Source organism: Cupriavidus sp. 05T41, from assembly GCF_056396525.1.
Window position 1 is genome coordinate 50,224 of the sequence record NZ_JBFTLQ010000039.1, and the last position, 20,435, is coordinate 70,658.

The window sequence follows — 20,435 nt, forward strand, 5'->3', positions numbered from 1 at the left end:
AACGGCGGGCCGCGCCAGGGCGCAGGCCCTTCCTCAATCCTTCCACTCGCGGCGCAAGGCCAGACAAAGACAAGAACATGGAGACTTACGACTACATCATCGTCGGCGCGGGATCGGCCGGCTGCGTGCTGGCCAACCGCCTGACGCAGGACCCCGAGGTGAGCGTGCTGCTGCTCGAAGCCGGCGGGCGCGACGACTATCACTGGATCCATATCCCGGTGGGCTACCTGTATTGCATCGGCAACCCGCGTACCGACTGGATGTACCGCACCACGGCGCAGGCCGGGCTCAACGGCCGCGCGCTCGGCTATCCGCGCGGGCGTGTGCTGGGCGGCTCGTCGTCCATCAACGGCATGATCTACATGCGCGGCCAGCGCGAGGACTATGACGACTGGGCGCGCCTGACGGGCGACGACGGCTGGCGCTGGGACAACGTGCTGCCGCTGTTCAAGCGCAGCGAGGACCATCATCGCGGCGCCAGCGAGTTCCACGGCGCCGGCGGCGAGTGGCGGGTCGAGGGGCAGCGGCTGCACTGGGATATCCTGGAGCGCTTTATCGAAGCCGCCGAGCAGGCCGGCATCCCGCGCACCGAGGACTTCAACCGCGGCGACAATTTCGGCGTGGGCTACTTCGAGGTCAACCAGCGCCGCGGCATCCGCTGGAATACCGCCAAGGCCTTCCTGCGCCGCGCGGCCGAACGGCCCAACCTGACCATCGTCACCGGGGCGCAGGTCAGCGCGCTGAGCTTCGACGGCCGCCGCTGCAGTGGCGTGGCCTATCTCGGCGGCGGCACCGCGCATGCGGTGGCCGCGCGCGAGGAGGTCATCCTGGCGGCCGGCGCGGTCAATACGCCACAGCTGCTGGAGCTGTCCGGCGTCGGCCAACCCGAACGCCTGCAGGCGCTCGGGATCGCGGTGCGCCACGCCTTGCCGGGCGTGGGCGAGAACCTGCAGGACCACCTGCAGCTGCGCACCGTGGTCAAGGTGGAGGGCGTGCGCACGCTCAATACGCGCGCGGGCAGCTGGTGGGGCAAGCTGGGCATCGGCCTGCAGTACGCGATCAACCAGAGCGGGCCGATGAGCATGGCGCCGTCGCAGCTCGGCGCCTTCGCGCGTTCGGATGCCGCGCAGGGCCGGGCCAACCTGGAGTATCACGTGCAGCCGCTCTCGCTCGACAAGTTCGGCGATCCGCTGCACAGCTTCAACGCGTTTACCGCGAGCGTGTGCAACCTGCGCCCGACCTCGCGCGGCAGCGTGCACATCGGCGACCCCGACTTCCGCAAGGCGCCGGTGATCGCGCCGAACTACCTGTCCACCGAAGCGGACCGCAAGGTGGCGGCGGATTCGCTGCGGCTGACGCGGCGCATCGTGGCCTCGCCCGCGCTGGCGCCATACAAGCCGCAGGAATGGCTGCCCGGCCCGGCTTTCGAGACCGATGAACAGCTGGCGCAGGCTGCCGGCGAGATCGGCACCACCATCTTCCACCCGGTCGGCACTTGCCGCATGGGGCGCGCCGACGACCCGGGCGCGGTAGTCGACCAGCGCCTGCGCGTGATCGGCATCGACGGGCTGCGCGTGGTCGATGCGTCGGTGATGCCGCTGATCACCTCGGGCAACACCAATTCGCCCACCATCATGATCGCCGAGCGCGCCAGCGACATGATCCGGGAAGACCGCCGCCGGCGCATGGCCGGCGCGGCGGGCGAGGGCGCGGCGCCGGCCGCGCCCGCCAATCTGCAGGTTTCCTCCGCCGAAGCCCGCGCGCGCGGCACGCTCAATGACGTGGGTCAAGAGAAAGACGGAGCCACGACACAGACCTGACATCTGGTTCATGTTTCATAATCAGTGCAAACCCGGATGTTTTGCGACGCAGCAGACGCACACAATAGACGCCCATATGCCGTGCAGCAGCGCTCACATTGGCGCGCCCCTCCCAGGGCGCGTCGCGCCTTGGTGAGCATGCCGGGCGGCGGCGACAAGAAGAGAAGCGGCGTGCAAGCCGCAATAGCCACGGGGAGCGCAACTGGATTGGCGTGACTCGTGCGGTGGTGGCGCAAACAGCGCCACGGTTCTGACCATTTGGCGGTGCCGACCAGAAGCCGGTGCCGCAGCAAGAGGGCGGGCAGGAGACCATGAACGAGCAAGACACGATCCTGGAAACGCGGAACCTCACCAAGGAATTCAAGGGGTTCACCGCGGTGAGCGACGTCAACCTGAAGGTGCGGCGCGGCTCCATCCATGCCTTGATCGGCCCCAACGGCGCCGGCAAGACGACATGCTTCAACCTGCTGACCAAGTTTCTCGAGCCGACCACGGGGACCATCCTCTTCAACGGCATCGACATCACGCGTGAGAAGCCGGCGCAGATCGCGCGGCGCGGCGTGATCCGCTCGTTCCAGATCTCGGCGGTATTCCCGCACCTGACGGTGCTGGAGAACGTGCGTATCGGCCTGCAGCGGCAGCTCGGCACTTCCTATCATTTCTGGAGCAGCGAGCGCACGCTCGATGCGCTCAATGCGCGCGGCATGGAACTGCTCGATCAGGTCGGCCTGACCGACGCGGCGCAGATCGTCACCGTCAACCTGCCGTACGGCCGCAAGCGCGCGCTCGAGATCGCCACCACGCTGGCGATGGAGCCGGAGCTGATGCTGCTCGACGAGCCCACGCAGGGCATGGGCCACGAGGACGTGGCGCGCGTCACCGACCTGATCCGCAAGGTCGCGGTGGGACGCACCATCCTGATGGTCGAACACAATATGAACGTGGTGTCGTCGATCGCCGACAAGATCACCGTATTGCAGCGCGGCGCGATCCTGGCCGAAGGGCCGTACGCCGAGGTATCGAAAGACCCGCGCGTGATGGAAGCCTATATGGGCACCGTCGAGGCCGAACTGCAGGGCGCGCACTGAGGAGCCAGGATGAGTACAACGCCCGCACTTGAAATCAAGGACCTGCACGCCTGGTACGGCGAATCGCACATCCTGCACGGCGTGGACCTGACCGTGAACCCCGGCGAGGTGGTCACGCTGCTGGGCCGCAACGGCGCCGGGCGCACCACCACGCTGCGCGCCATCATGGGCCTGACCGGCCAGCGCAAGGGTTCGATCCGCGTCAATGGCACCGAGACCATCGGCATGCCGACACACAAGATCGCGCACTGCGGCATCGGCTACTGCCCGGAGGAGCGCGGCATCTTCGCCAGCTTGTCGTGCGAGGAAAACCTGATGCTGCCGCCATTGCTCAAAGCCAAGGGCAGCGGCGTCGGCGCCGGCATGAGCGAAGCCGAGATCTACGAGATGTTCCCCAACCTGAAGGAGCGCCGCCAGAGCCAGGGCACGCGCCTGTCGGGCGGCGAGCAGCAGATGCTGGCGGTGGGGCGCATCCTGCGTACCGGCGCCAACCTGCTGCTGCTCGACGAGATCTCCGAGGGTCTCGCGCCGGTGATCGTGCAGGCGCTGGCGCGCATGATCCTGATGCTCAAGAAGAAGGGCTACACGGTGGTGATGGTGGAGCAGAACTTTCGCTTCGCCGCGCCGCTGGCCGACCGGTTTTACGTGATGGAGCACGGCACCATCGTCGAGCGTTTCGCCGCGGCGGAACTGCAGGCCAAGATGCCGGTGCTCAACGAGTTGCTTGGGGTCTGATGCGGCGCGCCTGACAGGTATGGCGCGCATGCATCGCAGGCATTGTTTTAGGGCAGGAACGGGTGGCGACAAGGGCCGCCGAAACTAAGGAGACAAGCAATGAAGATGACTCGGCTGGCGGTTGCTCTGGCGGCTATCGTAGCGGGCGTGGCAATGGGTTCGGCTTCGGCCCAGGTCTCGGGCGATACGGTCAAGATCGGCTACATCACCGATATGTCCGGCCTGTACGCCGACATCGACGGCCCGGGCGGTCTCGAGGCCATCAAGATGGCGATCGAGGATGCCGGCGGCAAGGTGCTGGGCAAGCCGATCGAACTGGTCTCGGCGGATCACCAGAACAAGGCCGACATCGCCGCCTCGAAGGCGCGCGAGTGGATGGACCAGCAGAACCTGGACATGCTGCTGGGCGGCACCAACTCCGCTACCGGCCTGGCCATGGCCAAGGTCGCATCGGAGAAGAAGAGGGTCTACTTCAACATCGGCGCAGGCTCGGCGCGCCTGACCAACGAAGAGTGCTCGCCGTACACGGTGCACTATGCGTATGACACGATTGCGCTGGCCAAGGGCACCGGCAGCGCGGTGGTCAAGCAGGGCGGCAAGTCGTGGTTCTTCCTGACCGCCGACTATGCCTTCGGCCACTCGCTGGAACAGGATACCGCCGCGGTGGTGAAGGCCAACGGCGGCACGGTGGTGGGCCAGGTGCGCCATCCGCTCAACGCCTCCGACTTCTCCTCCTTCCTGCTGCAGGCGCAGTCGTCGAAGGCGCAGATCCTGGGCCTGGCCAATGCCGGCGGCGACACCATCAACGCGATCAAGGCGGCCAAGGAATTCGGCATCACCAAGTCGATGAAGATCGCCGGGCTGCTGATGTTCATCAACGACGTGCACAGCCTGGGGCTGAAGAACACCGAAGGCCTGCTGATGACCGACAGCTGGTACTGGGACATGAACGACGAGACCCGCAAGTTCGCCAACCGCTTCTTCGGCAAGATGAAGAAGATGCCGAGCAGCTTGCAGGCCGCCGACTACTCCGCCATCCGCACCTACCTGAAGGCGGTGGAGACGGCCAAGACGGACGATCCGGACAAGGTCATGGCCGAACTGAAGAAGGCCAAGATCAACGACTTCTACACCAAGGGCTATATCCGCCAGGACGGCCGTGGCATCCACGACATGTACCTGATGCAAGTGAAGTCGCCGGCGGAATCGAAGAAGCCGTGGGATTACCTGAAGGTGGTCGCCACCATTCCGGGTGACCAGGCTTTCGCCACGGTGGCGGAGTCGAAGTGCGCGCTGCTCAAGAAGTAAGCGCCTGAGCTGAGTGTGTTGTCCCTGCCGCGGCGGCTCGTGACCCGGGCGCCGCGGCTTCGCTTCATTTGACTGCGCCTTCCCGGGAGGCCACGACGAATCCCGGCTGGTGCGCGAACGGTAACGCCCGCGATGGACATCTTCGGTATTCCTCTGCCCGCCATGCTGTCCCAGCTGCTGCTGGGGCTGGTCAACGGTGCCTTCTATGCGATGTTGAGCCTCGGCCTGGCGGTGATCTTCGGCCTGCTCAACGTCATCAATTTCGCCCACGGGGCGCTGTTCATGCTTGGCGCGGTGCTGGCCTGGATGGGCATGAACTACTTCGAGCTCAACTACTGGGTGATGCTGGTGTTGTCGCCGCTGGTGGTGGCGCTGCTCGGCGTGTTGATCGAGCGCACCATGCTGCGCTGGATCTACAAGCTCGACCATATCTACGGCCTGCTGCTCACGCTGGGCATCACGCTGGTGGTCGAAGGCATCTTCCGCTCGATCTACGGCGTGTCCGGCCTGCCGTATTCGCCACCGGAACTGCTGACCGGCGCCACCGACCTCGGCTTCATGATCCTGCCCAACTACCGGGCCTGGGTGGTGCTGGCCTCGCTGGTGGTGTGCTTCTCCACCTGGTTCCTGATCGAGAAGACCAAGCTTGGCGCCTACCTGCGCGCCGGCACCGAGAACCCCAAGCTGGTGGAAGCATTCGGCGTCAACGTGCCGCTGATGGTGACGCTGACCTACGGCTTCGGCGTGGCGCTGGCGGCGTTCGCCGGCGTGCTGGCCGCACCGGTGATCCAGATCTCGCCGCTGATGGGGCAGAACCTGATCATCATCGTGTTCGCGGTGGTGGTGATCGGCGGCATGGGCTCCATCATGGGTTCGATCCTGACCGGCCTGGGGCTGGGCGTGATCGAGGGCCTGACCAAGGTGTTCTATCCCGAGGCCTCCTCCACGGTGGTGTTCTTCATCATGGTCATCGTACTGATGTTGCGCCCGGCCGGGCTGTTCGGGAGGGAGAAGTGATGAGCCAACCATCGGGCGCGGCAGTGGCCGCGGGGCAGACAAGACAGGGGCAGGGCGTGCAGAAGAAACTGTGGTACGGATTGTTGCTGGTGGCGCTGATCGTGGCGCCGATGGCCGGGGCGTATCCGGTGTTCGTGCTCAAGGTGCTGTGCTTCGCGCTGTTCGCGTGCGCCTTCAATCTGCTGATCGGCTACACCGGGCTGCTGTCGTTCGGCCATGCGGCCTTCTTCGGCGGCGCGGCCTACATGGCCGGCCATGCCATGAAGGCCTGGGGCGTGACGCCGGAGGTCGGCCTGGTGCTGGGTACGCTGACGGGCGCCCTGATCGGCTACGTGGTGGGCTGGATCGCGATCCGGCGCCAGGGCATCTACTTCGCGATGATCACGCTGGCGCTGGCGCAGATGCTGTTCTTCTTCTGCCTTCAGGTGCCTTATACCGGCGGCGAGGATGGCCTGCAGGGGATCCCGCGCGGCAAGCTGTTCGGGGTGCTGCCGCTGGCCAGCGACCTGACGCTGTACTACGTGGCGCTGCTGATCATCGTGCTGGCATTCGCGCTGATCGTGCGGACGGTCCATTCGCCGTTCGGGCAGATCCTCAAGGCGATCAAGGAGAACGAGCCGCGTACCATCTCGCTGGGCTACGACACCGACCGCTTCAAGCTGATGGTATTTGTGCTGTCGGCGGCGCTGTCGGGACTGGCGGGATCCATCAAGGCGCTGGTGCTGGGCTTTGCCACGCTGACCGACGTGCACTGGTCGATGTCGGGCTCGGTGATCCTGATGACGCTGGTGGGCGGGCTGGGTACGCTGTCGGGTCCCCTGGTCGGTGCCTTCGTGGTGGTGGCACTCGAGAACAAGCTGGGCGATATCGGCAACTTCCTCGCCTCGCTCACCGGAATCGAGTGGTTTGGTTCGCTGGGCGAATCGGTGACCATGGTCACTGGCGTGATCTTCGTGATCTGCGTGCTGACCTTCCGCCGCGGCATCATGGGAGAGCTGCTGGCGCGCTTCGGCAAGGCCCGGGAGTGATTACGGGGCAACATGCCCGGTTTTGGGGCTAGGGTTTCTTCTAGCTTGTTCGGAACGCACCGCTTAGTTACATTCCATATACGGTTTTCGCAGGTTAAATGGAGGCGGAAGCGAGGAGACGACAGGCGCGCGGTCACTAGGCTGCAGTGTCATATAAGATGAGGGCGTTGCCGGGTGATCCCCGGCAACGCCTTTTTTAATGCCTGTTTCTGGTGCATCGCACGCCACCATGCGGAATCGGCATAAGAAGGGCGAGGGCCACATGAGACAATCTGCTTCTCTCCCCGACGCCTGCCATGTCCCCCGAATTCCCATCAGCGGTGCCTCCGGCGCCACATAAACCGCCTTCTGAGGACGCTTCCTCCGCTGCCGGCTCGTATCCCCATATCCGCCTTGCTACCGCCGCCGACGCGCCAGCGCTGAGCGACTGGCTGCAGGCCGCCCGGCCGCTGCCGGTGGCTGCCGCGCGCGCGCGGAGCGCGCTGGTGGAGAGCCTGCTGGCCAGGCCGGAGCGCGGGGCTTGCGTGGTGGCGGAAGCAGCGGGGCAGCAAGTGCTGGGCTGCTTGCCCGTCACGCTGGTGCCGCATCTCGGGCTCGCCGGGCTCGCGGCGTTCGTGGCGGAATGGTGGGCCCGGCCAGTTGCAGAGACGGGTACGGCGGCTGTGGCGAATGCGGCGCTTTTCCAGGGGTGCTGCGACCTGCTGGCCGACTGGTGCCGCGCGCATGGTGTACGGCACTTGCTGCTGTCGCCTGCCTTGCTGACGGTGCGGCAGGCCGAGGCAGCGGGCTTCGTGCCGTGTGCCGGCTTGTGGCACTGCAATCTGGCACCGGCGCACAAAGACCTCGGCTGACACGCGGCGGGGGCTTGCCGCAGGCCAGTCCCGGCGTGTCGCCTTCCTGCGTTGCCTCTCCTTCCTTCCCTTCTTCTCCTCCCTGGTCTTCCGAGCGTTCCATGGATTTCGTGTTTCTCGCGGTCGCGGCTTTTCTGGCCGGCATGATCGATGCCGTCGCCGGTGGCGGCGGCCTGGTGCAGATCCCCGCCCTGTTCTCCGCCTATCCCGATATGTCGCCGGCCACCCTGATCGGTACCAACAAGGTGGCTTCGCTGGCGGGCACGGCCAACGCCGCGGTGCGCTACGGGCGCAGCGTGCGCATCTACTGGGGCGCGACCATGCCGGCGATGCTGTCGGCCTTTGTCTTTTCGATGGCCGGTGCCTACGCGCTGACGCTGATTCCCGCCGGGCCGCTGCGCAAGTCGCTGCCGTTCGTGCTGGTGATCCTGCTGGTGTACACGGTGGCCAAGAAGAACCTGGGCACCGAGCATGCGCCCACGCTTTCGGGCAGCAAGGAGCGCGCGGCAGCGCTGCTCGCGGGGGCGGCAATCGGCTTCTACGATGGCGTGTTCGGACCCGGCACTGGCAGCTTCCTGATGATCGTGTTCGTACGGGTGTTCGGCTATGACTTCCTGCATGCGTCGGCATCGACCAAGGTGGTCAACCTTGCCACCAACCTGGCGGCCTTGCTGCTGCTGGCGGCCAAGGGCCACGTATGGTGGCAGCTCGGCCTGGTGATGGCGGTGGCGAACGTCGCCGGCAGCCAGCTGGGCAGCCGCCTCGCGCTCAAGCATGGCAGCGGCTTCGTGCGCCGCGTCTTCATCGTGGTGGTGGCGGCGCTGATCGTGAAGACCGCATGGGATGCCTTCGGGCACTGAGCGGGCAGGGCGCGGCCGCCGGATTCTCGTGGCGTGTCGCGTGGCGTGCCGCACCCTGGCGGCGCTCCGGGTTAATCCGGCTTTCCGGCCCATATCGCTATTGTTAGACTCGCTACGCATTTTCGACCGTGCGGTCGGTGAATGAGCGGCACCGGGTGGCGCAGCGCGCCGCCGGGGAAACGCGCAGGACGGGAGATCGCGGTGTGGTGCGGACTGGTTCCGCGCGCACCGGGCAGCAGGCAGGCGCCGGCGTTGCGCCTGGACACGGGTCCGCAAGGACACCGCAAGCATACAAAGACAAGAAGACCAGATTGAGGCATCCGACCGGCCGGAAGCCGGCACGGATGCCTTTTCCGTTTGCCGCTATGGAAGGAGACACGATGACATTCAAGCGCGCCAGCCTGTTGGCTCTCGCCGCCGCCGCCTTGTGCGCGGGCACCGCCAACGCTCAGGTCAAGGTGGGGGTGACGGTTTCGGCCACGGGACCGGCGGCTTCGCTGGGCATCCCGGAAAAGAACACGATCTCGCTGCTGCCGAAGGAAATCGCCGGCAAGAAGATCGAGTACATCGTGCTCGACGATGCCTCCGATACCACTACCGCCGTCAAGAACACGCGCAAGCTGATCAGCGAGGACAAGGTCGATGTGGTGGTGGGTTCGACCGTGACGCCGAATTCGCTGGCGATGGTGGACGTGGTGGCCGAGAACGAGACGCCGATGATCACGCTGGCCGCCTCGGCGCGCATCATCGAGCCGATGGACGCCAAGCGCGCCTGGGTCTTCAAGACGCCGCAGAACGACTCGCACATGGCGACCGCCATTGCCGAGCACATGACCAACAACAACGTGAAGACGGTGGCCTTCATCGGCTTCGCGGATGCCTATGGCGACAGCTGGGCGCAGGAATTCGCCAAGGTCGGCGAGATGCGCAAGATCAAGGTGGTGGCCAACGAACGCTTTGCGCGCACCGATACATCGGTCACCGGCCAGGTACTGAAGATGATGGCCGCCAATCCCGACGCGGTGCTGATCGCTGGTTCGGGTACGCCCGCCGCACTGCCGGCCAAGGCGCTCAAGGAGCGCGGCTGGAAGGGCAAGATCTACCAGACCCACGGTGTTGCCAATGCGGACTTCCTGCGTGTCTGCGGCAAGGATTGCGAAGGCACCTTCCTGCCTGCCGGCCCGCTGCTGGTGGCCGAGCAGCTGCCGGACAGCAACCCGGTGAAGAAGCCCGCCATGGCCTACAAGACGGCCTACGAGAAGGCCTTTGGCGGCCAGGTTTCCACCTTCGGCGGCCACGCCTGGGACGCGGGGTTGCTGCTGCAGCGGGCCATTCCCGAGGCACTGAAGAAGGGCCAGCCTGGCACCAAGGAATTCCGCAAGGCGCTGCGCGATGCCATGGAGCAGACCAAGGAACTGCCGATCTCCCACGGCATCATGAACATGACGCCGACCGACCACCTCGGGCTGGACCAGCGCTCGCGCGTGATGGTGCTGATCACGGACGGCAAGTGGAAGCTGCAGACCAAGTAGGTTGGCTTCGGGGGTAGCCGCAAAAAGGGCGCATGCTCAGCCATGCGCCCTTTTTGTTTGTGCCGCGAGCGCGGGACGCGTGGCGCGGTCTACAGGCAATCCCGTACTTGACACCGTTTCCGTCATGCACGATCTTTAACGTGTTAATGAATTGCTGCGCCACGCCGGGAAACCGCAAAGCCGCAAAGCCGCAAAGCCGCAAAGGTGCATGGCGGCCGTGCTGCGCTGCGAATACGCTGCCCGAACCGTGTATGCGGATCGGCGCTCGGAGCCGACCCTGGGCTTGCCGCACCGCGCAAGCTAGGGTTGGTCGGGATTTGTGCTATGCGTAATTTGTTTACTATTTCGTAATCCGTGATTCGCGCCAGCCGGCATTCCTCGCCGGCCGGACGCACCAACAAAATACGGGGAGACAATGGACCTCTCGATCGCCGCCATCCTGGCGCAGGACGGGATCACCTCGGGCGCCATCTACGCGCTGCTGGCGCTGGCCCTGGTGCTGGTGTTCTCGGTGACCCGCGTCATCTTCATTCCGCAGGGTGAATTCGTCGCCTATGGCGCGCTCACGCTGGCGGCGATCCAGGCCGGCCATGCGCCGCAGAGCAGCTGGCTGCTGCTTGCCATGGGCGTGCTCACCTTTCTCTACGAGGCCGTCACCGTGCTGCGCAGCGCCGAACTGCGCCGAACCGCGGGCACACGGTTCGCGGTGCTGGCGGGCAAGTACCTGGTGTTCCCGCTCGCGGTGCATGTGCTGGCACAACAATATGCCGCGCAACCGATGCCGATGGCAGCGCAGATTGCACTGACCTTGCTGATCGTGGTGCCGCTGGGGCCAATGCTGTACCGCCTGGCCTACCAGCCGCTGGCCGAGGCCAGCACGCTGGTCCTGTTGATCGTCTCGGTGGGCGTGCACTTCGCGCTGGTGGGCCTCGGCCTGGTGATGTTCGGGGCCGAGGGCTCGCGCACCACGGCGTTCTCGGAGATGCGCTTCGACGTGGGCAGCCTGACGGTATCGGGACAGAGCCTGTGGGTGGTGGGCGTCTCCGGCTTGCTGATCGCCGCACTGTATTTCTACTTCGAGCGCACCATCGCGGGCAAGGCGCTGCGCGCCACCGCGGTCAACCGGCTCGGCGCGCGCCTGGTCGGCATCGGCACCACGCAGGCCGGGCGCCTGTCGTTCACGCTGGCCGCGGCGATGGGCGCGCTGTGCGGGATCCTGATCGCACCGCTGACCACGGTCTACTACGAATCCGGCTTCCTGATCGGCCTGAAGGGCTTCGTCGGCGCCATCGTGGGCGGCCTGGTGAGCTATCCCGTGGCTGCCGCGGGTGCCATTCTCGTGGGCCTGCTCGAATCCTATTCCTCCTTCTGGGCCAGTGCCTTCAAGGAGGTCATCGTGTTCACCCTGATCCTGCCCGTGCTGCTGTGGCGCTCGCTGAACAGCAAGCATGTGGAAGACGAAGAATAAGGAGCAGGCCATGAGTAATGCAAACGCCAAGAATGCGAATGGCAAGAGCGCCGTGGCCGGCACCGGCGCGGCGGGCAGCGCGGGCGCGACCGGCAACAGGACCCGCCGGACAAACTCCGCCGGACGCAACCGGCTTTTCCTGCTGGCCTTCGCGGTGGTGCTGGCGCTGCTGCCGGTGCTGCCCACGCCTGAATTCTGGATCACGCTGGGCAACTACATCGGCCTGTACAGCATCGTCGCCATCGGGCTGGTGCTGCTCACCGGCGTGGGCGGCATGACGTCGTTCGGGCAGGCTGCGTTCGTCGGCCTCGGCGCGTACAGCACGGCGTACCTCACCACGCAGTTCGGGCTGTCTCCGTGGCTTGGCCTGCTGGTGGGACTGGCGATCACGATGGGGTCGGCCTATGTGATCGGGCTGATCACCATGCGCATGTCCGGGCACTATCTGCCGCTGGCCACCATCGCATGGGGCTTGTCGCTGTTCTTCCTGTTCGGCAACCTGGAGTTCCTCGGCAAGTACGATGGTCTGAACGGCATCCCCGTGCTGCACGTGCTTGGCATCGAGCTGGCTTCGGGCCGCTCGATGTTCTACCTGATCTGGGCCGTGGTGCTGCTGGCGGTGATCGCCATGCAGAACCTGCTCAACTCGCGTCCGGGCCGCGCCATCCGCGCGCTCAAGGGCGGCGGCACCATGGCCGAGGCAATGGGCGTGAACACGGCGTGGATGAAGGTAGTGATCTTCGTGGTGGCCGCCGTGCTGGCCTGCATCTCGGGCTTCCTCTACGCGCACCTGCAGCGCGCGGTGAACCCGACGCCGTTCGGCCTGAACTACGGCATCGAGTACCTGTTCATGGCCGTGGTGGGCGGCGTGGGGCATGTGTGGGGCGCGGTGCTCGGCGCCGGCATCCTCACCATCCTGAAGGACGTCCTGCAAGGCGTGCTGCCCAAGCTGCTCGGCGCCAACGGCAACTTCGAGACGATCGTGTTCGGCGTGCTGATGGTGCTGCTGCTGCAGTACGCACGCGATGGCATCTGGCCTTTTATCCGCAAGCTGGTGCCCGGCGGGCCGCCGGTGCTGGCGCCCGCGCAGGCGGAGCCGCTGCCGCTGCGCGCGAAGCCGCAGGCAGGCGAGCTGATCCTCGACTTGCAGGCCGCGCGCAAGGAGTTCGGCGGGCTGGTGGCGGTCAACGATGTCAGCTTCCAGGTGCGCGCCGGCGAGATCGTAGGGCTGATCGGCCCCAATGGCGCGGGCAAGTCCACTACCTTCAATCTCGTCACCGGCGTGCTGCCCGTGACGCGCGGCGAAGTGCGCTACCGCGGCGAGGCGATCTCCGGGCTGCCGTCGCGCGAAATCGTCAAGCGCGGCATCGGCCGCACCTTCCAGCACGTGCATCTGCTGCCGACCATGACGGTGCTCGAGAACGTGGCAATCGGCGCGCACCTGCGCGGCGACTTCGCTGCGCAGGGCGGCGTCACGGCTGCCATCCTGCGCATGAACCGCGGCGAGGAAGACAAGCTGCTGCATGAAGCCGCGCGGCAGCTCGAGCGCGTGGGCCTGGCCGACTGCATGTACATGGAAGCCGGCAGCCTGGCACTGGGCCAGCAGCGCATCCTCGAGATCGCCCGCGCGCTGTGTTGCGATCCCGCGCTGCTGCTGCTCGACGAGCCCGCCGCGGGCCTGCGCTACAAGGAAAAGCAGGCACTGGCCGAGTTGCTGAAGAAGCTCAAGGGCGAAGGCATGAGCGTGCTGCTGGTCGAGCACGACATGGACTTCGTCATGAACCTCACCGACCGCCTGGTGGTGATGGAATTTGGTACGCGCATCGCGGAAGGCGTGCCCGAGGACGTGCAGAAGAACCCCGCGGTTCTCGAAGCCTATCTCGGTGGCGTGGAGTAAGGAAAAGAGATGAGCCTGATCCTCGAAGTGAAAGACCTCCATGTGCGCTATGGCAAGGTGGAGGCCGTGCACGGCGCCGGCCTCAAGGTGGAGGCCGGCCAGATTGTCACGGTGATCGGTCCCAACGGCGCGGGCAAGTCCACCATGCTCAACGCCATCATGGGCGCGCTGCCGGTCAGCGGCTCGTCGTCCGGCACGGTCAGCTACCTCGGCCACGACATGGCCGGCCTGCCCGTGGAAGGGCGGGTCGCGCGCGGCATGTGCCTGGTCCCGGAGAAGCGCGAGCTGTTTGCCTCGATGAGCGTGGCAGACAACCTGGTGCTTGGCGCATACCGCCGCAAGCGTGCCGGCGAGAAGAACTTCCTCGATCAGATGGAGGTCGTCTATGGCCTGTTCCCACGGCTGAAGGAGCGCGCCCGGCAGGATGCGGGCACGCTCTCCGGCGGCGAGCGCCAGATGCTGGCGGTGGGCCGCGCGCTGATGGCCAAGCCGCAGCTGTTGATGCTGGACGAGCCCAGCCTCGGGCTGGCGCCGCTGATCGTGAAGGAGATTTTCCACATCATCAACGATCTGCGCAGAACCGGCGTGGCGACGCTGCTGATCGAGCAGAACGCGCGGGCAGCGCTGCAGGTGGCCGACTACGGCTATGTCATCGAAACCGGGGACATGGCCATGGAAGGACCGGCGGAGGAACTGGCAGCGAATCCGAAGGTGATCGAGACGTACCTGGGACTGGCGAAAAAGGCGGCCTGAGCCTTCAATCGGCGTCTAAAATTCCCGGGATGAATAACGGCGGGCCAAGCTCGTCGTTATTTATTTGTGCGGCGGATTCGACTCCGGGAAGGTCGGTGGCATTGGGCGGAAGGGCTCGGCCCCGGCGAGAGCGCAGCGATTGGTACGCTAAATATTCACTGGATGAATGTACTTGCTCAGAATTGCTGCATTGAAATTCGTCGCAATGACAACGAAGTGTTGACGATACCGATTTCATTCGCAGTACGACTTTGAGACATCAAAATTAAAAGATAATCATCTATCCGGCGAATATTGAGCCTGGACACCCTTCACATCGGGGTCCTGGGCTGCCGTCTCGAGCAACCACTCCCTGAAGCACGCCAGCGCCGGGTACGAATGCCGCTCGCGCGGCGTGCACAGGAAGTAGCCGCGCGTCAGCCGGATCGGCAGGTCGAACGGCGCTACCACGCGCCCGGATTCGATCTCCTCGCGCACCAGGCAGCGCTGCAGCACTGCCACGCCCATATCCGCCTTGACCGCCTGCACCAGGATCGAGACCTGGTCGAAGCCCGTGGCGAGCGCGGGCGCAGCACTGGGTACGCCCGCAGCCTCCAGCCAGTGCTGCCAGTTGGCCGGTGCGGTGGTGTGGAACAGCAGGGGTTCGTCCAGCAGTGCGGCGGGGCTGGACCAGCGCCCGGCTTCGCGGCGCGCGCGGGCGCGGTCGGGATGGCAGATGGGCACGACCTCGCTGCCGATCACGTAGTCGCATTGCAGGCCTGGCCAGTGGTCAGCGGTGCCGGGCAGGATGGCGGCGTCGGGGGCCGGCCCGGAGAAGTCCTCGTCGCGACGGTAGGGCACGAAATCGAGGCGGATGTCGGGATGGCGGCGGTGGAACGCCGGCAGCCGCGGTACCAGCCAGACGCTGGCCAGGGTGGGTACGGCGGAAAGGGTGAGGTGATGCCGGCGGTCGCGCGAGAGCAGGGCTGCGCTGGCGCTTTCGATCGCCGCCAGCGGACCGGCCACCGACTCCAGCAGCTGCCGGCCAGCGTCCGTCAGGGTCAGGCGGTGGGCGTTGCGCTGGAGCAGGGAAATGCCGAAATGCGCCTCGAGCCGGGCAATGGCGCGGCTGATGGCACCCTGCGTCACACACAGATCCTCTGCCGCCCGCGTGAAGCTCCCCAGCCGGGCGGCCGCGGCAAAGGCATGCAGTTCGGACATCGACGGTGAGCGCAGCCGCATGGGGGAGGGCGGGTCCGGGAGCAGACCAGTGGGAGGTGAACTGACGATGAGCTTTGGTAATGCAATCGTGCAATATAGTCGTTTGTGCGTCACCGGTAAACTGCCCGACACTTGGCGACTTACTCAGACTTGCTCAGATAAAGCCAAGGAGAACGTCTTCATGAACCGAGCCCAGCAGTCGCGCAGGCGCCTAGTCCTGTCGTGCCTGGCAGCCACCATTGGCGCAGCCGGTGCCGGCGGTGCGCTGGCACAGGCCGCCTATCCCAATCGCCCGATCCGCCTGATCGTGCCGTTCGCCGCCGGTGGCTCGACCGACCTGTCGGCACGCCTGGTAGCGGAGTTCGGCGGCCGTGAACTGGGCCAGTCTATCGTGGTGGAGAACAAGGGAGGCGCGGGCGGTTCGCTGGGCATGGAGCAGGTCGCGCGCGCGGCCCCGGACGGCTACACCATCGGCATGGCGACGGTCAGCACGCACGGCTCCAATCCGGCGGTGTTCGCCAAGCTGAACTACGATCCGCTCAAGGATTTCGCGCCGGTGACCAATGTCGTGGCGATCCCGAGCGTCTTTGCCGTGCATCCCAGCGTACCTGCCAGGACCATGCAGGAGTTCATCGCGCTGGCGCGTGCCAACCCGGGCAAGTACAGCTTTGCTTCCCCGGGGGCCGGCTCGCTCGGTCACGCCAATATCGAGAACTTCATGATGCTGGCCAAGATCGATCTGCTGCACGTGCCTTACAAGGGCGCGGGGCTGGCGCTCAACGATGCGGTGGCAGGGCAGGTGAACGCCATCACGGACAACCTCTCATCCACGCTTCCCCACGTGAAATCGGGGCGCCTGCGCGCGCTGGCCGTGCTGGGCGCGACCCGCTCGCCGCAGCTGCCCGATGTGCCGACCTACGCCGAACTGGGCTACAAGGAGATGGGCGATGGCGGCTGGTTCGGCATCGTGGCGCCGGCAGGAACGCCGCCGGCGATCGTCGACAAGCTCAACCGCGCTGTCCACAAGGCCATGCTGAATCCGGAGTTCAAGCGCAAGGTGGAGGAGTCGGGTGGCACCCTGGTGCCGACCACGCCGGACGGATTCAAGGTGCAGATCCAGCAAGCCATGGCACGCTACGCACGCGTGGCCAAGGCAGCCAACATCAAGCTGGACTGATCGCATGAGCTGCAAGCCTGAGAACCTGGCGCAGTCCGCCGCCGAATTCGCGCCGTTCGCCTACTTCGCGCCGCAGGGCCAGCCGTTGCCGCTGGTGTGTGATTCACCGCATAGCGGCACGCGGTATCCACGGGATTTTGGCGCCGCCATCTCCGGACAGCCGCTGCGCGGCGGCGAGGATACCCATGTCGAGGCCCTGTGGGAAGCGGTGCCGCGGCATGGCGGGACGCTGATCGCGGCGAATTTCCCGCGCGTCTATATCGATCCCAACCGTACCCTCGACGACCTGGATCCGGGCCTGCTCGACGGTACCTGGCCCGAGCCACTGGCGCCAGGCGAGAAGACACGCCTGGGCTATGGCCTGATCTGGCGCAACCTGGATGCGTCCACGCCGATCTACGACCGCAAGCTCTCGCTGCAAGAGGTACGCAACCGGATAGACCGCTACTACCTGCCGTATCACCAGGCGCTGTCCGCGGCGGTGGAGGAGGCCTACGGCCGCTTCGGCGCGCTCTGGCACCTGAACCTGCACTCGATGCCGAACAATGCTTATGAGCGGCTCAAGATACAGAGCGCGCATGCATTGGCCGACTTCGTGCTCGGCGACCGGGATGGCAGTACCTGCGAGCCGGCCTTCGTCGGGCTGGTAGCTTCCGAGTTGCGGGCGATGGGCTATACGGTGGCCTGCAATGATCCGTACAAAGGGGTGCAGCTGATTGCGCAGATCGGTCGCCCGGCGGAGCGGCGCAACAGCCTGCAGATCGAGATCCGGCGGCCGCTGTATATGGATGAGGCGACGCGCGAGCGCAATGCCGGATTTGCCCGGGTGCAAGCCGACCTGGGCAGGCTGGTAGAACGCATTGCCGCCTATGTCCGGGAGCAGGGCGGCGCATAGCGCCACCGCAATCGTGGCGTGACGGAAGGCCGGGCCTGGTGCCCGGCTTTTTTGTTTCACGTGGAACACACTCGAGTCTTCTATGCGGCATGTTTCACGTGAAACGTGTTGCTGCGCAAAAAAGCAGCAGCGATTGCCGCTATAATTCGGCATCCCGAATGATTCCCGTCAGCCTCCCGGAGGAGGTCCCGTCCATGCTTTACCCAAAAGAATTCGATGTCATTGTCGTCGGTGGTGGCCACGCCGGCACCGAAGCCGCGCTCGCCGCTGCACGTATGGGCTGCCAGACGCTGCTGCTGAGCCATAACATCGAAACGCTCGGCCAGATGAATGAGTCGGGCATCCAGTTCCGTATCCTCAACTCCAGCAAGGGCCCGGCTGTGCGTGCCACGCGCGCCCAGGCGGACCGCGTGCTGTACCGCAAGGCAATCCGGACACGGCTGGAGAACCAGCCCAACCTGATGCTGTTCCAGCAGGCAGTGGACGACCTGATGGTGGAAGGGGATCGCGTAGTCGGGGCCGTGACCCAGGTCGGTATCGCCTTTCGCGCCCGCGCGGTGGTGCTGACCGCCGGTACCTTCCTGGATGGCAAGATCCACGTGGGCCTGGACAACTACACCGGTGGACGCGCTGGCGATCCGGCATCGGTTTCCTTGTCCGCGCGCCTGAAAGAACTGAAGCTGCCGCAGGGCCGCCTCAAGACGGGCACGCCGCCGCGTATCGATGGCCGGACCATCGATTTCTCGGTGATGGAGGAGCAGCCCGGCGATCTCGACCCGGTGCCGGTGTTCTCCTTCCTGGGGCGCGCCGAGCAGCATCCGCAGCAACTGCCTTGCTGGATCACCCATACCAACACCCGCACCCACGACATCATTCGCGGCGGCCTCGACCGCTCGCCGATGTACACGGGCGTGATCGAAGGGGTGGGGCCGCGCTACTGCCCGAGCATCGAGGACAAGATCCATCGCTTTGCCAGCAAGGACAGCCACCAGATCTTCCTCGAACCCGAAGGGCTGACCACCAACGAGTTCTATCCCAACGGCATCTCCACCAGCCTGCCGTTCGATGTGCAGCTCGAACTGGTGCATTCGATCCGCGGCATGGAGAACGCGCATATCCTGCGCCCTGGCTATGCCATCGAGTACGACTACTTCGATCCGCGTGCGCTGAAGGCGTCGCTGGAATCGAAGGCAATCCAGGGCCTGTTCTTCGCAGGGCAGATCAACGGCACCACCGGCTACGAAGAAGCCGCCGCCCAGGGCCTGCTGGCCGGCATCAACGCGGGATGCTTCGTACGCGAGCGCGCAGCCTGGACGCCGCGCCGGGACCAGGCCTATCTTGGGGTTCTGGTCGATGACCTGATCACCCGCGGGGTGTCGGAACCGTACCGGATGTTCACCAGCCGCGCAGAATTCCGTTTGAGCCTGCGGGAAGATAATGCCGATATGCGTCTGACAGAGGCTGGTCGGGAGCTCGGCGTGGTCGACGATGTGCGCTGGGATGCATTCAACCGTAAACGCGACGCCGTTTCACGTGAAACAGAGCGTTTGAAGACCACCTGGGTCAATCCGGCCCTGCTGCCGGAGGCCGATGCCGTGCCCTTGCTCGGCAAGGCCATCGAGCGCGAGTACAACCTCGCCGACTTGCTGCGCCGCCCCGCCGTGGCGTACGACGCGTTGATGGCGTTGCAGGATGGGAAGTACGCACCCAAGCAGCCGCTCGACGCCGATCCCTTGCTGACCGGACAGATCCGCGAGCAGATCGAGATCGGCATCAAGTACCACGGCTATATCGCACGCCAGGCCGCCGAGGTCGTCAAGCTGGAGGCGAATGAAACCACGCGCCTGCCGGACGGCTTCGACTACACCGAAGTGCGCGGCCTCGGTTTCGAGGTCAGCCAGAAACTGAACCAGCACCGACCCGAGACGCTCGGCCAGGCTTCGCGTATCTCGGGTGTGACGCCGGCCGCGATCTCGCTGCTGTTGGTTCACCTGAAGAAGCGGGGCATGGGCCGTACCAAGTCCGGCTCCGGCCAAGAGGCAGCCTGAGTGCGGGGCCAACGCTACCCCGCCGTGGATGACGCCGACCAGCGCCGCCGCCTGGAAGCCGGGCTGTCCGCCATCGGGCTTGCACCTGGCGCGGCACAGATCGACCAGCTCTTCGCGTACCTGGCGCTGCTGCGCAAGTGGAATGCAATCTACAACCTGACCGCCATCCGCCATCCCGACGAGATGCTGACGCACCATATGCTCGACTCGCTGGCCGCCGTCCCGGCGCTGGCGGAGGCCGCGCGCAGCGTTGCGGTGGAGGAGGGCGCGCGCGCCCGCGTGCTCGACGTCGGTTCCGGCGGCGGCATGCCCGGCCTGCCGCTGGCCATTACCTGCCCGGACCTGTCCGTGCTGATGGTCGACATCGTGCAGAAGAAGACGGCATTCCTGACGCAGTGCCGGGCGCAGCTTGGCCTGTCGAATGCCGCCGCCCACTGGGGACCAGTGGAGAAGCTGGACGATGCCAGGGGCTACGCCGTCATCACCTCGCGTGCGTTTGCCGAGCTGAGCGACTTCGTCTCGCTCGCCGGCCACCTGCTCGCGCCGCAAGGCAAGCTGATCGCGATGAAGGGCGTTTATCCGCAGCCCGAAATCGACCGCATGGAAGCGGCGGGGATGATGGAGGAGTGGCAGGTCGAGGCGGTGCCGCGCCTGACCGTGCCGGAACTGGATGCAGAACGTCACCTGGTGGTGCTGTCGCGCCGCTGACCCGGCCGGTGGTTGTCGCCGGCGTCCACCCCGGCAGGTTGAAATCAAGC

17 protein-coding genes are annotated in these 20,435 nt (G+C 65.7%); 16 read left to right on the forward strand and 1 reads right to left on the reverse strand.

The genetic code is table 11. The features are described 5' to 3' along the window. Positions 1-77 precede the first annotated feature (77 nt). The 12 genes from AC1DKV_RS22455 (at position 78) to AC1DKV_RS22510 (ending at position 14,357) form a co-directional block, all read left to right on the forward strand. Complete coding sequence (locus AC1DKV_RS22455) at positions 78-1,820, forward strand: GMC family oxidoreductase (protein WP_441612864.1); 1,743 nt, start codon at positions 78-80, stop codon at positions 1,818-1,820. 311 nt (positions 1,821-2,131) lie between these two features. Continuing rightward, the gene (locus AC1DKV_RS22460) at positions 2,132-2,908 is read left to right on the forward strand and encodes an ABC transporter ATP-binding protein (protein WP_441612865.1); all 777 of its coding nucleotides are present in this window, start codon (positions 2,132-2,134) and stop codon (positions 2,906-2,908) included. A 9-nt stretch (positions 2,909-2,917) separates the two neighbouring features. Continuing rightward, positions 2,918-3,643: an ABC transporter ATP-binding protein gene (locus AC1DKV_RS22465; RefSeq protein WP_441612866.1), complete on the forward strand. Its 726-nt coding sequence runs from the start codon at positions 2,918-2,920 to the stop codon at positions 3,641-3,643. Positions 3,644-3,742: 99 nt separating this feature from the next. After that, the gene (locus AC1DKV_RS22470; RefSeq protein WP_441612867.1) at positions 3,743-4,951 is read left to right on the forward strand and encodes an ABC transporter substrate-binding protein; all 1,209 of its coding nucleotides are present in this window, start codon (positions 3,743-3,745) and stop codon (positions 4,949-4,951) included. A gap of 132 nt (positions 4,952-5,083) precedes the next feature. Then, positions 5,084-5,968 carry a branched-chain amino acid ABC transporter permease gene (locus tag AC1DKV_RS22475; protein WP_441612868.1) on the forward strand — a complete coding sequence of 295 codons (885 nt, stop codon included), beginning with the start codon at positions 5,084-5,086 and terminating at the stop codon, positions 5,966-5,968. Further along, entirely contained in the window at positions 5,968-6,996 is a 1,029-nt protein-coding gene (locus AC1DKV_RS22480) for a branched-chain amino acid ABC transporter permease (protein WP_441612869.1), read from the forward strand. The genes AC1DKV_RS22475 and AC1DKV_RS22480 overlap by 1 nt, the downstream gene beginning before the upstream one ends. A gap of 296 nt (positions 6,997-7,292) precedes the next feature. Next, complete coding sequence (locus tag AC1DKV_RS22485) at positions 7,293-7,847, forward strand: hypothetical protein (protein ID WP_441612870.1); 555 nt, start codon at positions 7,293-7,295, stop codon at positions 7,845-7,847. Positions 7,848-7,948: 101 nt separating this feature from the next. Further along, complete coding sequence (locus AC1DKV_RS22490; protein ID WP_441612871.1) at positions 7,949-8,707, forward strand: sulfite exporter TauE/SafE family protein; 759 nt, start codon at positions 7,949-7,951, stop codon at positions 8,705-8,707. A 380-nt stretch (positions 8,708-9,087) separates the two neighbouring features. Continuing rightward, on the forward strand, positions 9,088-10,239 hold the full coding sequence (locus AC1DKV_RS22495; RefSeq protein ID WP_441612872.1) for an ABC transporter substrate-binding protein: 1,152 nt from the start codon (positions 9,088-9,090) through the stop codon (positions 10,237-10,239). Positions 10,240-10,654: 415 nt separating this feature from the next. Then, entirely contained in the window at positions 10,655-11,707 is a 1,053-nt protein-coding gene (locus AC1DKV_RS22500; RefSeq protein ID WP_441612873.1) for a branched-chain amino acid ABC transporter permease, read from the forward strand. 10 nt (positions 11,708-11,717) lie between these two features. Beyond that, positions 11,718-13,604: a branched-chain amino acid ABC transporter ATP-binding protein/permease gene (locus tag AC1DKV_RS22505; RefSeq protein WP_441612874.1), complete on the forward strand. Its 1,887-nt coding sequence runs from the start codon at positions 11,718-11,720 to the stop codon at positions 13,602-13,604. 9 nt (positions 13,605-13,613) lie between these two features. Continuing rightward, positions 13,614-14,357 carry an ABC transporter ATP-binding protein gene (locus AC1DKV_RS22510; RefSeq protein ID WP_441612875.1) on the forward strand — a complete coding sequence of 248 codons (744 nt, stop codon included), beginning with the start codon at positions 13,614-13,616 and terminating at the stop codon, positions 14,355-14,357. 276 nt (positions 14,358-14,633) lie between these two features. On the opposite strand, the gene AC1DKV_RS22515 is transcribed toward AC1DKV_RS22510, so the two are convergent. Next, positions 14,634-15,578, reverse strand: a complete 945-nt coding sequence (locus AC1DKV_RS22515; protein ID WP_441612876.1) for a LysR substrate-binding domain-containing protein — start codon at positions 15,576-15,578, stop codon at positions 14,634-14,636. 160 nt (positions 15,579-15,738) lie between these two features. On the opposite strand from AC1DKV_RS22515, the gene AC1DKV_RS22520 reads away from it, so the two are divergent. From AC1DKV_RS22520 to rsmG, 4 genes are all read left to right on the forward strand, one after another. After that, positions 15,739-16,734, forward strand: a complete 996-nt coding sequence (locus AC1DKV_RS22520; RefSeq protein ID WP_441612877.1) for a tripartite tricarboxylate transporter substrate binding protein BugE — start codon at positions 15,739-15,741, stop codon at positions 16,732-16,734. A 4-nt stretch (positions 16,735-16,738) separates the two neighbouring features. Continuing rightward, entirely contained in the window at positions 16,739-17,629 is an 891-nt protein-coding gene (locus AC1DKV_RS22525) for an N-formylglutamate amidohydrolase (RefSeq protein ID WP_441612878.1), read from the forward strand. 194 nt (positions 17,630-17,823) lie between these two features. Further along, the gene (mnmG, locus tag AC1DKV_RS22530; protein ID WP_477138043.1) at positions 17,824-19,677 is read left to right on the forward strand and encodes a tRNA uridine-5-carboxymethylaminomethyl(34) synthesis enzyme MnmG; all 1,854 of its coding nucleotides are present in this window, start codon (positions 17,824-17,826) and stop codon (positions 19,675-19,677) included. Next, positions 19,678-20,385 (forward strand): 16S rRNA (guanine(527)-N(7))-methyltransferase RsmG, encoded by a 708-nt coding sequence (rsmG, locus tag AC1DKV_RS22535; RefSeq protein WP_441612880.1) that lies wholly within the window; start codon positions 19,678-19,680, stop codon positions 20,383-20,385. Positions 20,386-20,435 lie beyond the last annotated feature (50 nt).

Coding starts and splice junctions, on each gene's coding strand:
- AC1DKV_RS22455 (WP_441612864.1), top strand. CDS start 78: ATGGAGACTTACGACTACATCATCGTCGGCGCGGGATCGGCCGGCTGC.
- AC1DKV_RS22460 (WP_441612865.1), top strand. CDS start 2,132: ATGAACGAGCAAGACACGATCCTGGAAACGCGGAACCTCACCAAGGAA.
- AC1DKV_RS22465 (WP_441612866.1), top strand. CDS start 2,918: ATGAGTACAACGCCCGCACTTGAAATCAAGGACCTGCACGCCTGGTAC.
- AC1DKV_RS22470 (WP_441612867.1), top strand. CDS start 3,743: ATGAAGATGACTCGGCTGGCGGTTGCTCTGGCGGCTATCGTAGCGGGC.
- AC1DKV_RS22475 (WP_441612868.1), top strand. CDS start 5,084: ATGGACATCTTCGGTATTCCTCTGCCCGCCATGCTGTCCCAGCTGCTG.
- AC1DKV_RS22480 (WP_441612869.1), top strand. CDS start 5,968: ATGAGCCAACCATCGGGCGCGGCAGTGGCCGCGGGGCAGACAAGACAG.
- AC1DKV_RS22485 (WP_441612870.1), top strand. CDS start 7,293: ATGTCCCCCGAATTCCCATCAGCGGTGCCTCCGGCGCCACATAAACCG.
- AC1DKV_RS22490 (WP_441612871.1), top strand. CDS start 7,949: ATGGATTTCGTGTTTCTCGCGGTCGCGGCTTTTCTGGCCGGCATGATC.
- AC1DKV_RS22495 (WP_441612872.1), top strand. CDS start 9,088: ATGACATTCAAGCGCGCCAGCCTGTTGGCTCTCGCCGCCGCCGCCTTG.
- AC1DKV_RS22500 (WP_441612873.1), top strand. CDS start 10,655: ATGGACCTCTCGATCGCCGCCATCCTGGCGCAGGACGGGATCACCTCG.
- AC1DKV_RS22505 (WP_441612874.1), top strand. CDS start 11,718: ATGAGTAATGCAAACGCCAAGAATGCGAATGGCAAGAGCGCCGTGGCC.
- AC1DKV_RS22510 (WP_441612875.1), top strand. CDS start 13,614: ATGAGCCTGATCCTCGAAGTGAAAGACCTCCATGTGCGCTATGGCAAG.
- AC1DKV_RS22515 (WP_441612876.1), bottom strand. CDS start 15,578: ATGCGGCTGCGCTCACCGTCGATGTCCGAACTGCATGCCTTTGCCGCG.
- AC1DKV_RS22520 (WP_441612877.1), top strand. CDS start 15,739: ATGAACCGAGCCCAGCAGTCGCGCAGGCGCCTAGTCCTGTCGTGCCTG.
- AC1DKV_RS22525 (WP_441612878.1), top strand. CDS start 16,739: ATGAGCTGCAAGCCTGAGAACCTGGCGCAGTCCGCCGCCGAATTCGCG.
- mnmG (WP_477138043.1), top strand. CDS start 17,824: ATGCTTTACCCAAAAGAATTCGATGTCATTGTCGTCGGTGGTGGCCAC.